The organism is Neisseria sp. 83E34, from assembly GCF_001308015.1.
In the GTDB taxonomy this organism is placed as follows: domain Bacteria; phylum Pseudomonadota; class Gammaproteobacteria; order Burkholderiales; family Neisseriaceae; genus Neisseria.
In genome coordinates, this window is sequence record NZ_LGYH01000006.1 from 128,064 (window position 1) to 141,150 (window position 13,087).

The 13,087-nt window shown below is 50.3% G+C and carries 12 protein-coding genes and 1 pseudogene; 3 read left to right on the plus strand and 10 right to left on the minus strand.

Going from position 1 to position 13,087, the window contains the following annotated elements; genetic code table 11:
• Positions 1-66: 66 nt before the first annotated feature.
• From AKG09_RS07620 to ybaK, 4 genes are all read right to left on the minus strand, one after another.
• Positions 67-2,322 (minus strand): DNA internalization-related competence protein ComEC/Rec2, encoded by a 2,256-nt coding sequence (locus AKG09_RS07620; RefSeq protein ID WP_156320820.1) that lies wholly within the window; start codon positions 2,320-2,322, stop codon positions 67-69.
• 113 nt (positions 2,323-2,435) lie between these two features.
• The gene (locus tag AKG09_RS07625; protein WP_054618917.1) at positions 2,436-3,311 is read right to left on the minus strand and encodes a DMT family transporter; all 876 of its coding nucleotides are present in this window, start codon (positions 3,309-3,311) and stop codon (positions 2,436-2,438) included.
• A gap of 128 nt (positions 3,312-3,439) precedes the next feature.
• A complete protein-coding gene (locus tag AKG09_RS07630; protein ID WP_231623915.1) occupies positions 3,440-3,871 on the minus strand; it encodes a hypothetical protein in 432 nt (143 codons plus the stop codon).
• Positions 3,872-3,898: 27 nt separating this feature from the next.
• A complete protein-coding gene (ybaK, locus tag AKG09_RS07635; RefSeq protein WP_054618919.1) occupies positions 3,899-4,384 on the minus strand; it encodes a Cys-tRNA(Pro) deacylase in 486 nt (161 codons plus the stop codon).
• Positions 4,385-4,466: 82 nt separating this feature from the next.
• Between ybaK and AKG09_RS07640 the strand changes: the two genes are divergently transcribed.
• Positions 4,467-4,823: a RidA family protein gene (locus AKG09_RS07640; protein WP_054618850.1), complete on the plus strand. Its 357-nt coding sequence runs from the start codon at positions 4,467-4,469 to the stop codon at positions 4,821-4,823.
• Positions 4,824-5,099: 276 nt separating this feature from the next.
• Here the strand turns inward: AKG09_RS07640 and AKG09_RS07645 are convergent, their stop codons facing one another.
• Complete coding sequence (locus AKG09_RS07645; protein WP_054618851.1) at positions 5,100-5,714, minus strand: glutathione S-transferase family protein; 615 nt, start codon at positions 5,712-5,714, stop codon at positions 5,100-5,102.
• A 174-nt stretch (positions 5,715-5,888) separates the two neighbouring features.
• Between AKG09_RS07645 and pdxA the strand changes: the two genes are divergently transcribed.
• Positions 5,889-6,869 carry a 4-hydroxythreonine-4-phosphate dehydrogenase PdxA gene (gene pdxA / locus AKG09_RS07650; RefSeq protein WP_054618852.1) on the plus strand — a complete coding sequence of 327 codons (981 nt, stop codon included), beginning with the start codon at positions 5,889-5,891 and terminating at the stop codon, positions 6,867-6,869.
• 99 nt (positions 6,870-6,968) lie between these two features.
• Positions 6,969-7,575, plus strand: a pseudogene (locus AKG09_RS11680) (transposase); the annotation flags it as partial.
• 254 nt (positions 7,576-7,829) lie between these two features.
• Here AKG09_RS11680 and AKG09_RS07665 read toward each other — a convergent pair.
• From AKG09_RS07665 to gatA, 5 genes are all read right to left on the minus strand, one after another.
• Positions 7,830-8,852: a hypothetical protein gene (locus tag AKG09_RS07665; RefSeq protein ID WP_054618853.1), complete on the minus strand. Its 1,023-nt coding sequence runs from the start codon at positions 8,850-8,852 to the stop codon at positions 7,830-7,832.
• A 135-nt stretch (positions 8,853-8,987) separates the two neighbouring features.
• Positions 8,988-10,415: an Asp-tRNA(Asn)/Glu-tRNA(Gln) amidotransferase subunit GatB gene (gene gatB / locus AKG09_RS07670; RefSeq protein WP_054618854.1), complete on the minus strand. Its 1,428-nt coding sequence runs from the start codon at positions 10,413-10,415 to the stop codon at positions 8,988-8,990.
• Between the two features lie 40 nt (positions 10,416-10,455).
• Positions 10,456-10,791 (minus strand): DpnD/PcfM family protein, encoded by a 336-nt coding sequence (locus tag AKG09_RS07675; protein ID WP_054618855.1) that lies wholly within the window; start codon positions 10,789-10,791, stop codon positions 10,456-10,458.
• Positions 10,792-11,565, minus strand: a complete 774-nt coding sequence (locus AKG09_RS07680) for a DpnI domain-containing protein (protein WP_054618856.1) — start codon at positions 11,563-11,565, stop codon at positions 10,792-10,794. It abuts the gene before it with no gap.
• A 35-nt stretch (positions 11,566-11,600) separates the two neighbouring features.
• Positions 11,601-13,055 carry an Asp-tRNA(Asn)/Glu-tRNA(Gln) amidotransferase subunit GatA gene (gatA, locus tag AKG09_RS07685; protein ID WP_054618857.1) on the minus strand — a complete coding sequence of 485 codons (1,455 nt, stop codon included), beginning with the start codon at positions 13,053-13,055 and terminating at the stop codon, positions 11,601-11,603.
• Positions 13,056-13,087: the final 32 nt, after the last annotated feature.

A 13,087-nucleotide genomic window follows, 5' to 3' on the forward strand; every position in this document is an offset into this window, starting at 1 on the left:
ACCAACCATCTGAAACCAATGGTTTTTATCAAAGAACTATCCAGCATCGTGAAATGCCTGCCGCTGCTACGGCATTGATCCGTTTTGCCCGGCTTCTTTCCCAAAAGGCTTTTTCTGCCAATATGCTTTGTTCTCATACTGCTCAGCTCCCAGCGATAAAGCCCCTGCCGTCTCAAAAACAACTTGCCGGACGCCTTGCAAATCGGTGCGTAAAAGTTGGATGCCATGTGCACGCAAACGTGTTTTTACCGCTTTTGCCGGATGCCCGTAAGCATTGGCAAAACCGCTGGAGGCAATAGCATATTGCGGGGCAACCGCGTTTAAAAATGCCCCGGAAGAAGCGCTATTGCTGCCGTGATGGCCGAGTATCAACACTTGGCTGTATAGTCCGCTGCCGTAACGCGAGATTAATGCCTGCTCACCCCGCTGGCTCAAATCACCTGTAACCAGCAGCGCTTTTTCAGCCGCCACTACGCGCAATACACAACTTTGTTCATTGTCATCACCCGCTTTTTCAGACAGGCTTAAAAATTCAAAATGCACACCGTCCCAATCCCATGCTTCCGCCTCATGGCAAGACAGCGCATTTGGGTAAAATTCAGGTTGCCCCGCCCACAGGGTTGCTGGGCTGAATGCCTGTCTGATAAGCATTGCGCCGCCGTCGTGATCGTTATCATGATGAGAAAACACCGCCGCATCCAGCTTATGCACGCCCATTGTGCGCAAGCTCGGTATCAACTGCGTTTGCGCCGCTGCTTCCGTGCCCGTATCAAACAACAGCGTTTTAGAGGCAGTATGAAAACTCACTGCCAACCCCTGTCCGACATCCCACACCATAATCTTCAAAGCCTGTTGCGGCACGGCGGGCTGGCGGTAGAAAGTAAAACCTGCCAACACGACAAACGCCCACGGTTTCAGCCCCAACCCGCGCGGCAACAAAGCCACCAACACCGCAGCAACAGCCAACCACAACAAACTTACCGGCGCCGCTGCCACACTCCACTCGGTCGCCCGGCTTCCCAGCCAAAACAATACCCGCATCGTATATTCGCCCGCACCTGCTGCCAGCATTTGCAAAGGCTCAACAGGAAAAGCAGAAGCCGCCAATGCCAACGGCACCAACACCCATGAAAACCACGGTACGGCAATCAAATTTACCAAAGGGCTGATTAAGGGCAACGCCGCAAACATAAATCCCAGCGCCACCAAAGATACCAGCAACAACGCGTACTGGCCGCGCCAAAACACGAATAGTCCTTTTTCTTCCAGCCGCCAAGCACTCACCCACAACAAAGCGGCTACCAAACCAAACGAAAGCCATGTGCCCACGCCCAGCACGGCCAGCGGGTCAAACAACAACACCGCAGCAAGCGCCGCCCACCAGGCAAACCAAACCGACTGCCCTTTCCTCGAATGCCAAATCCAGGCAAATGCCGCCAACATCAGCACCGTGCGCTGCGTCGGCACACCAAACCCTGCCAGCAACGCATAAGCGAATGCCGCCGACAAACCAACAAGCAGCATCACCGTGCGCGGGCGTTTAAATGAAAACGGCAAACAGCGCAACACCATCCGCGCCAGCAATGCCGCCAGCAACCCCACCATGCTGACATGCAGGCCGGATATGCTGACCAAATGCGTCAAGCCCAACGGTCGGAACGCTTGCCAAGCCTCATTCGGCAGCGCACCTTGTTCGCCTATACTCAAAGCCCGCATCAATGCCACACCGTGCTCAAATCCCTGCACCTGCTGCCAATTGCCGCTAACAGCAGCGCGCAGCCGCAGCAAACCGCCCCCTTGTTCCTGCCCGATACGCTCACGCTCTTTCCCAACTGTTCCCATACCGCTCAAACCATTAGCCAGAGCCCATGCCTCCCGATTAAATCCGCGTAGATTTACCTCGCCCACAGGCGCCCTCACTCGCACTTTCGCCCGCCACACACTGCCTATCGGCCAGTCGCGAAACGAATAATCGGAAAGCTGAACCCGCCGTTGCCGTCCGGACAAATCTTGCACTTGAGCTTCAAAACGTACCCGCCGTTCTTCCCTCTGCGGCAAGCCCGTTACCTTAAACGTCAGCATACTTGCCTCAACCTGCCCGACCGGCCATTGGTTTGCCAGCACAAGCTCCGTACGCCATGTGCCGTAAACCGCGCCCAACAGTGCCACCAGCAACACAGCCGCCACGGCACTACGCCGCGCAGCAAACAGCAAACCGAAACCTGCCATAGCCACAACATACCAAGCGGGCAAGGCCGGCAGCGCAAAAGAAGCTGCAACTCCAACCACCCACGCAGGCAGACAGCGTTCAACAAAGCGCACGTTTCCCCTTTTTATCTTTGAAACACAAAATCAGATATTATCATCTTATTGATTGTTTCAATAGAACAATGCCTGTCTGAAAATATTCAGACAGGCATTGCATCCGCCTCATCTTACAGCCCCAAAGTACCACTGATTTGCGGCCAATAAAACAAACAAGCAATTGCGCACACGGCCACCACGATACCCGCCGCGTTGATACTGCTGATTTTTTCCTTAAATGCCAGCGCACCCACCAGTGTGCCCAACACAATCACCCCGATATTCATACCGGCAAACACCAAAGTCGGGCTTTCGCTCATTACCTGATGGGCACGCACATAAGTAAAGATATTGGCGAAATTCAAGCACCCCAATACCATGCCGCCTAGGATGCCGGCAGCCGTCCATTTCATGCCTTTGGCAAACAGATAGCCAAACATCAGTATCCCCGCCAAACAGAAAGCCACCAAAAGATTGCCGGAAAACGCCGTGCCGCTTTTAGCCACCTGTTTAAACAGAATATCAATCACACCGTAACCCGCCCACACGCCGAGAAGTAAGCCCACGTTTGCCAGCACCCCGCCCGATTTTTTTCCGCCGCCGGATTTCCATAAAAGGCAGAACAAAGCCGTAAACGCCAGCGCCAGCCCAACCGCCCGCCCTTGCGAGAGTGTTTCACCAAAGATCAGAAACGATGCGCAAATCGGCAGAAACAACGATAACCTTTGCGCCGCATCCGATTTCACAATCCCCGCCCGTTCGACCGAACGCCCCATAATTACAAAAACCGTGGGCAACAACACGCCCAGTGCACCAAACACCCACCAAGTCGGCAAAAAGCTGCGCCAAGTGCTCAAATCAGGTTTGAGAAAAATCATACACAGCGCAATCGCCACCAAATAATTCATAGCCACCGCCTGCTCAATGTCGATTTTTTTAGTACGCGCCATTTTCAACAAAACCGACACGGCCACGCTGCACAGAATACTGCTGATGAGAAAAACCATTTTTTCAATTTCCGCCAAAAGCTTTCAGACAGGCATTCATGCCCACAACAAAACCGGGCTTACCGCCCGGCTGTATTATAACTATACGGATTCACAACATCATCCGCCGGAATCTTAAAAAGCAGTTGTCACAACCAGCCTTCCGCCGATACCGGTTTATTGTCGTTAAACTTGATGAAACCGACCACCACACGGTAAATAAACCACAGGCCGACGATAAACAACACAATCAAACCGATGCCGATAAACGATGTAATCCAGCCGATTATGCTACCGGCCAGCGCAATCCAAAATGTTTTAATCAGATACTGCATATGGTCGTAATAAATCGTTCCGGCCATTTCATCACGCTTGATATAAGCAATAATCACGCCCACGATAGCCGTAATACCTACCAAGATCGAAGCTGCATAAAGTATATAAACCGCCAAAGCATAATTGCGCATATTTTCGGAAACCGCCGGCGAGTGTATTGAGCCTGTAAAACGCTCAGGCGCAGCCTGTTGGTCGTTTTTTTCAACCTCGATATTCTGCTCTTCGTTGTGATTTTGATTTTTCATCTCGTCCATATTCCTCTCCAATTTATCTTAATGGTCAACCGCTACATTCACGCTGACAGGGTTCAGACTTCGCAAAGCCTGAGGAGAAACGGCCACAAGAAAACCGCGCTTGCCGCCGTTGATATAAATTGTATCTAAAGCCCAGATACTTTCTTCCACATAAACCGGTAATGCGGTTTTGGTGCCGAAAGGGCTGGTGCCGCCCACCCAAAAGCCCGTCCACTTATTGGCCTGCTTCGGATCGGCGGGATCAATGTGTTTCATACCGAGCGTGCGCGCCAGATTGCGGGTGGAAATCTGTTTGTCGCCGTGCATCAGCACAATCAGGCCTTTTTTCTCTTCGTTTTGCAGCACAATGGTTTTTACCACCGCATGCTCGGCAACACCTAAACACGCGGCCGAATGGGCCGTGCCACCGTGTTCGACATAATCATAAAGCTTAGGTTCAAAATAAATATTATGCTCGCGTAAAAAGCGCACAGCGGGTGTAACAGGATAATCAGGCTTGGTCATGGCAAAATTTTTAAAAACGATAATCTGCCTTATGTTAACATAGCTTTCCATTCAATAACCATTCTCACCCAAAGGAAGAAATATGACCATTCAATACTTCGGCCAAACCCCCCGCCTCTCAGAAGCCACTGTTGCCAACGGTTTCGTATTCCTTGCGGGCATGGTACCTGAAAACACGGAAGCAGACGCCACCGAACAAACCCGCAACGTGCTCGAGCAAATCGACCACTGGCTCGCACGCTGCGGATCGGATAAAAACCATATTCTCGAAGCCACCATTTTCCTGCCTGATATGGCTGATTACGACGCCGTAAATATTGCCTGGGATGCTTGGGTAGATCCCCACCACACCCCCGCCCGCGCCTGCGTAGAAGCCAAACTGGCCAAACCGGAATGGAAAGTGGAAATCAAAGTTTCCGCCTTGCAGATTCATAAATAAAGCCATACCGACCAAAGCAACCATGCCTGTCTGAAAAAGGTTTCAGACAGGCATGATTTACGATATTGAATCAATTTGAAACAAATACGCTTAAACCGTTCGCAGATATCGGCTGCTGCTTCACAGACCCCTGGCATAGCAAACCGGCAACCGTGTTCGCCTTTCTTGGTTTATTTGCTTTGGCGAAGCAAAAATAAATAGCCGCGCAGCCCTTAAGCGCCATCTTAACAACAGAGCGCGCTGCCATACCGTTTTTTAAGTTGCCCCACTGTGCTTTTATTTTCCCTGCCGGGCCAACAGCTCTTCATCAATTTCATCGGCCCGCAAGGCCGCCGCGCGTTTTCGGTGGCGTTCTGCAAACTGCACAAAAGCCGGGCGCGGTTCCAGCAACTTAAATTGTACATACCAGCCCACATAAGCAGCCACCAAAAGATCAGCCGCGGTAAACGTGTCACCTGCTAAATATTCCCTGTCTTTCAGCGCGGTTTCCAAAGTATCAAGCAACTCAGCTTCCGTGCCGAAACCTGCATTTTCAGGCTTAGGCAAAGGCGCACCACTTGTTTTGGCACTCATCAATTGTTCCAGCGGCGCCATAAAGCTGATCCAGCGGTAATAAGCACCACGTTCGGGGCTGCCTACCGGCGGCGCAAGTTTCTTTTCCGGCACCAAATCGGCAAGATACATGCAGATCGCTGCCGTTTCTGTTACCACCACATCGCCGTGCTTTAGCGCAGGCACTTTGCCCATCGGATTAATGGCGCGGTATTCAGGCGATTTCATACTGGTGCCGTATTCGACTAACACGGTTTCATAGGGCAGACCGGTTTCTTCCAGCATCCAGCGGGCTATGCGTCCGCGCGACATGGGATGGGTATAAAGGGTTAATTGCATTTGCTACTCCTCAATCCAGTCAGTAATATTCTTATAGTATAGTTCAGTATAACAGCTTTTTATGACAATTTCTGTCAGCAGTAAAATGCCTGTCTGAAACCTTTTTTCAGACAGGCATTGCCAAGCAATTAATGATATAGTCTGTTTTAACGTTTCCCTTAGGAATACCCCGCCATGCAACCCACATTAGCCATTACCTCGGGCGAACCAGCCGGTATCGGCCCCGACATCTGCCTTGATTTGGCACACGCCGGCCTACCCTGCCGCAGCGTTATTTTGGGCGACATCCATCTGCTGCAACAACGTGCACAAATGCTTGGAAAGTCCGTCACAATCAAACAATACGACCCGGAAAGCCTACCTGAAAAAGGCGTGCTGGAGGTATGGCATATCCCTTTAAACGCGCCTTGCGAAGCCGGCAAGCTGGATGTTGCCAACGCGCCTTACGTGCTTGACCTTTTGGACACCGCTTATGAGGGCATAGAGCGCAAACAATTTGCCGGCATGGTTACCGCGCCGCTGCACAAGGGCATCATTAACGATGCGGGCGGCTCATTCTTCAGCGGACACACCGAATATCTGGCCGAAAAATCCGAAGCCAAACAAGTGGTCATGATGCTGGCAGGCGGAGGTTTGCGTGTTGCCCTGGCCACTACCCACCTGCCCTTGAAAGACGTGGCCGCCGCCATCAACGCGCCGCTGTTGCACAATATCGTCCGCGTGCTGCATCACGATCTACAACATAAATTCGGCATTGAAGCACCCAGCATCCTCGCCGCCGGCCTCAACCCGCACGCCGGAGAAGGCGGGCATTTGGGGCACGAAGAAATCGACATCATCATCCCCGCATTTGAAACCCTGCGTGCAGAAGGTATCGATATCCGCGGCCCTTATCCTGCCGACACCCTTTTTCAACCCTTCATGCTGGAACACGCCGATGCCGTGCTCGCCATGTATCACGATCAGGGCTTACCCGTGTTGAAATACGCGGGCTTCGGCAGCAGCGTCAACATTACCCTTGGCCTGCCGTTTATCCGCACCTCCGTTGACCACGGCACAGCCCTTGAGCTGGCGGGCACAGGCAAAGCCCGCTCCGGCAGCCTGGTTGCCGCAGTCAACACGGCTTATGAAATGACCGCTGCACGGAATGTATAGTTGCTCACAACCATGCGCACATAAACGCAATGCCTGAGACTTTTGCAAAATTTGCCCCAATCCCCTAAATTCCCTACCAAGACATTTAGGGGATTTTTCATGAGCACCTTCTTTCAACAAACCGCACAAGCCATGATTGCCAAACACATCGATCGCTTCCCCTTATTGAAGCTCGAGCAAGTGATTGGTTGGCGACCGATCGAGCATTACTTGAATTATCAAAAAACCCGCCCTCTTCGAGACCGCCGCAGCCGTCCCGCCTATCCCCTGTTATCCGTGTTCAAAGCCGTTCTATCCGGCCAATGGCACAGCCTTTCCGATCCCAAACTCGAACACAGCCTCATTACCCGCATGGATTTTTACCTGTTTTGCCGTTTTGACGAACTGTCTCCGATCACAATTCCTTATACCGCTACCGCAACCGGCCGGCACAAGAAATACCCTGGCCGAACTACTGGATCTTATTAACCGTCAACTGACTGAGAAGGGCTTAAAAGTAGAAAAAGCACACACTGACGCCAATGCCCATGAGTACAAACACCTGCTGCCTTTATTGGAAGGCTTAGCCAAAGACACCACTGTTTATGCCGATAAAGGCTACGACAGTATGGAAAACCGGCAACATCTGAAAGAACGTCGGCTGTAGGACGGCATGATGTGCAAATCCCATCGCGACCGGCCGTTGACGGAAGTGCAGATCAAGCGATGTGTTTGAACCTGTTGAAAGTAGCCAACAGGCTAAGTGCGCCTGTTGTTGCCTGAAAGGCAGCCCAGATACCCGATTAATCGGGTATTTGAGGAGAATAAAGGGAATATTGGAATAGAAAACAGCCGAAATCCGCTGTTTGAAGTCCGACTGCTAAACAAAAAGTTATTTTGCAAAGGTCTCTGCCTATCTGAAAAACTTTTCAAACAGGCATATTCATTATTTAAACCTAAAAATACTGCGTTATAACCCAATCAAAAATAATCTTCCCGCCGCCTGCTTCTGCCGAATACCGCTTCTCTAGCCTCTCTGATACACAGGCGGTTGTAAGTAGTGCGCTGCTGATGGTCATCATCAAATATTTTCATGTTCATATCGATCGGCTGAGGCGTACATTCGGCAAAATTGTTTTTCAAGCTCTCCCAGCGCTCGCGTTGGATATGCACGATGGCAAACATATCGGCTGCGATACTCACGCCCACGCTCAATTGGCTTTTTGATGCCTGCAAGCAAAACCCGGTATCGGCAAAGAGGCAGCAATCAAATTTATCGTTGTAGCGGAACACTTCGATTTTTACCGCATCCGGTTCGGCAAACAAACTGGTAAACAAGCGTTCAAACAAAGATGGCTGCATCACACCATCGCTAAGCATTCCGTAAAGATTCGCCAGCCAGCGCGTGTAGCCATCCGGAGAAAAAGCGAAGGTGCTCAATATCCGCCTTAAACGCTGCTGCGGCCTTCGCTCAATCAAGGTAACAAACTCGGTGCTGACTTCAGGCAGCTGTGCCAACACAGCCTGATGCAAACTGTGTACAAACAAAATATTGTGGTTATAAGGATTGCGGAAAATACCGAGCAGCTTCAGCCGCAAAATGCGCCATAAGGCTTTCGGCACTTTTTGATTACCGCTGCGGATAACACGTAAAGCGTTGCAGGCTTCTTCATAACCGCTTTCGTGGCGGCTGAACCAGCTTTCCAGATTGTATTGGCTGTCGCCGCCCGCGAAAGACAAAGTATAAAGATTGTTTACTTCCAGATTGTTTTCGATATTCACGCTTTCCGCTTTAGCTTTATAAGGGTTTTGAAACATGGCAAGCGGCAGCCTGTAAACATTTTGATTTTGCGGGCTTACATCGTGGTTAAACGCATGTTGCCGCTGCTCGGTTTGCGCAATGAAATGATGGCCTCTGGTAACATTGGCCGTGAGCAAGGCATAAGGCTTTTCTTCGCACTCCGGCGGCTCGCAATCGCTTAGAATAAAAGCTTGTTTCATCATTTCAAATAGCCTGCTGTTAACTTATTAAGTATTGATGATAACCATGTTATTGAAAACGATACAAGCAAGCAATGGCATAATGCCTGTCTGAAAACAATATTTTCAGACAGGCATTCTATCGGCAACTCGACACAATCAAGCCAGTTTTGCTTTCAGCAATTCCTGCACCTGCTGCGGATTGGCTTTGCCTTTGCTGGCTTTCATTACTTGACCCACCAGCGCATTAAAGGCTTTTTCCTTGCCGGCTTTGAATTCTTCCACCGATTTGGCATTGTTGGCCAACACTTCGTCGATGATTTTCTCAATCGCACAGGTGTCGGTCATTTGTTTCAAGCCGTCACGTTCGATGATGGCTTCGGCATCCAAATCGCTGCCCCACATTGCTTCAAATACCTGTTTGGCCAGTTTGTTGCTTAATGTACCGTCAGCGATTTTCGCCACCAATCCGGCCAAGCGGTCGGCCTGAATCGGGCTTTCAGACAGGCTTAAACCTTCTTTGTTCAGCGTAGCCGCCAATTCGCCGTTCATCCAGTTTGCCACCAGTTTGCCTTGTCCGCTGGCTTGTGCGGCTGTTTCAAAGAAAGCGGCTTGAGGGCGGCTGGCGGTTAACAAACGGGCATCGTAGTCGCTTACACCGAAATCGCGGATAAAGCGTTGTGCCATTTCAGACGGCAGCTCCGGCATTTCACTGCGGGCGCGCTCCATTTGCTCGTCGGAAATGATCACCGGCAGCAAGTCAGGGTCGGGAAAATAGCGGTAGTCGTGCGCATCTTCTTTCAGGCGCATCACGCGGGTTTCGCCTTTATCGGGGTCGAACAGCATCGTCGCTTGTTGAACTTTGCCGCCGTCTTCCAAAATCTCAATTTGGCTTTCCACTTCATAATTAATCGCCTGCTCCAAGAAGCGGAAAGAGTTTAAGTTTTTGATTTCACGACGCGTACCGAATTCCTGCTCGCCTTTCGGACGCACCGATACGTTGGCATCGATACGGAACGAACCTTCCGCCATATTGCCGTCGCAAATATCCAGCCAAGTGACCAAACCGTGCAAAGCTTTGGCATAAGCCACAGCCTCGGCGGCAGAACGCATTTCCGGCTCGGACACCACTTCCAGCAGTGGCGTGCCGGCACGGTTGAGGTCGATGCCTGTTGCACCGCTCAAGCCTTCATGCACCGACTTGCCCGCATCTTCCTCCATATGTGCGCGGGTTACATTGATGGTTTTGACTTCGTCGCCCACCACAATTTCCAGCTTGCCGTACTCCACAATCGGCAAGTCCAACTGGCTGATTTGATAGCCTTTGGGCAAATCGGGGTAGAAGTAATTTTTACGGTCGAACACGTTTTTGCGGTTGATCGTCGCATCCAAAGCCAAGCCGAGCTTGATGGCTTTTTCCACCACCGCCCGGTTCATCACCGGCAACACGCCCGGCAAAGCACACTCCACCACACTGGCGTGCGCATTCGGCTCGGCACCAAAAGCGGTAGAAGCACCGCTGAAAATTTTGGATTTGGTATTTAATTGGACGTGGATTTCCAGTCCGATTACGGTTTCCCAGGTCATAAGGGGTCTTTCTATTTAAAATACTCGATATTATTTATCTTTAAATCGTTTCAATGTATTGATTTAAATAAGCAATGCAATGGTAAATATGATTTTTGGGGTATTGTGATTGTTCGTAATCACGCTGTTCATCTACTTCCAAATAGCTCAAAATCTTTGCAATATGCGATACAACCTCAGGTTGATTAATAGTCTTGTCTTTACTAGATAAAAGAGAGAATTCTGCTTCCTTAGTAAAATCACTAGCATCTAACATAATTTCTTTAGTTTTATATAAAAATCTTGCCTTATCAATCGCTTCATCAGGATTTTCAGCTTCTATATGTACCACCCTGCTTAATTCTTCTTTAATTTCCACCTGAAAGCTTTTTATCATTTAACTTATTACCTTCCTATACCGTCCACGGGCCGAAAATTCAATTAACCCTTGATCACGCAAAATTTGCAGTTGCTGGCGGATTTTGTCTTTAATATGATTGTTTTCAGGAAATTGGATAGCCAATTGCTGTTCAAACGCATACACCTGTTTCAATTCAAATTGTTCAGGTAGTTTTTCAATACATTTCATTATTGCCAAGAGCCAGCCTTTACTTTTAGATTGCTGCTGCCTTAAAAACAAATTAGCCTGCCATTGCTCGTGTACTTTTTCAGGCTCAATGATTTGCTGCTTTTGAACCAACAGTATCTTGCCGCTTTCAGGTAGCCTGCCGATGTCGATAGTGCAGCCTACCCATCCTGCTCGTTTGGCTGTTTCAGGTAAAGGTTTACGGCGGATAATCATATCGGTAGTAATAAAATGCTTGGGAACAAGCATTAATTGCTGCACGGAATAATCTGATTTTCTATACGACAGAAAAAAGAAATTCGGGTTATCGTCGGCCTGAATACGCTTAATCATGGTTTGATATGCGCCATCATTGATTTTTTTACCTACTGATTTGCCGTTCTTGCTTTTCAATTCAAATTGTTCTTCGCATTGATGGCAAAGAAAATCCTGTACAGGTCTGTTATTTTCTACCTTTTTGATTGGCTTGCAACCACAACTCGGGCAATAAACATTTTCGGCCATCCAGTTTTCCGACAACACACGGGCAATTTGAGATGCACTTTTATAGCCTTCGACTAACAGGGTATTGAATTGCAAATTCATTTTCAGACGGCCTTATTATTTTCATGTAGCCCTTTTCAAACTCCGGCAGGCGTTTTGTTGTGCCAATCACTCTCCAACTGCATCTGATGAGCCACGCCCAATAATTTCGCTTCGGCAAAATAATTGCCAATCAATTGCACGCCAATTGGCAGGCCCTGTGAAGAGAAGCCTGCGGGCAGGGTCATGGCTGGGAGGCCGGCGAGGTTGACGGCGATGGTGTAGATATCGCTCAGATACATTTGCACGGGGTCGTTAATGTCGCTGCCTAATTTGGGCGCGGCGGTTGGTGCGGTTGGTGCGAGGATGATGTCGCATTGCTGTAAGGCCGTCTGAAAATCGTTGGACACCAAGCGGCGCAGTTTTTGGGCTTTCAGGTAGTAAGCGTCGTAGTAGCCGTGGCTGAGCACATAGGTGCCGATCATGATGCGGCGTTTCACTTCGCTGCCGAAGCCTTCGGCGCGGGTGTTGCTGTACAACTCTTCCAAATTGCCGAACTGCTCTGCACGGTGACCGTAGCGCACGCCGTCGTAGCGCGACAGGTTGGTACTGGCTTCGGCAGAGGCGAGCACGTAGTAAGCGGGGATTGAAAGCTCGGTTTGCGGCAGGCTTACTTCCACCATTTCCGCGCCTTGCGCTTTTAACAAGTCAATGGCCGTCTGAACGGTTTTTTGTACGTCTGCACTCATGCCTTCGCCGAAATATTCTTTGGGCAGGCCGACTTTTAAGCCTTTGAGGGGCTGGTTCAGATCTCGAGTGTAGTCTTCTTTGGCGCGTTCCAAGCTGGTGGAATCGCGCTCGTCAAAGCTTGCCATGGCATTTAACAGGATGGCACAGTCTTCGGCAGTTTGAGCCATCGGGCCGGCTTGGTCGAAACTAGAGGCGTAAGCCACCATGCCGAAGCGGGAAACCACGCCGTAAGTGGGTTTCAAGCCGGTAATGCCGCAGTGTGAGGCCGGTTGTCGGATAGATCCGCCGGTGTCCGAACCCAAAGCTGCCGGTGCCAAACGGGCTGCAACCACGGCTGCGGAACCGCCGGAAGAGCCGCCGGGCACGTTTTCCAAGTTCCACGGGTTTTTGGTGGCACCGTAGAACGAAGTTTCGTTGGTCGAACCCATGGCGAATTCGTCCATATTGGTGCGGCCGAGGGTTACCATGCCTTCGTTGAGCAGGTTTTGCACGACTGTGGCGGTATAGGGGGAAATGAAGTTGTCCAACATTTTGCTGGAGCACGCGCTTTTCCAACCTTGTTGGCAGAAGATGTCTTTATAGGCAATCGGTACGCCGGTGAGGATGCCTGCGTTTCCGGCGGCGATGCGCACGTCTGCGGCTTTGGCTCCGGCTAGGGTAAGGTCTTTGTCTAAAGTGATGTAGCCGTTGATTGCGGGGTTTCGGGCATCAATGGCGTTCAGGTATTCTTGCGCCAGCTCGGTGGCGGAGATTTTTTTGCTTTGCAGCAGTTCGCTGGCTTGTTTTACGGTGTATTGGGTCATGGGTATCTGCTTGTCTTGTGTCAGATGTATTT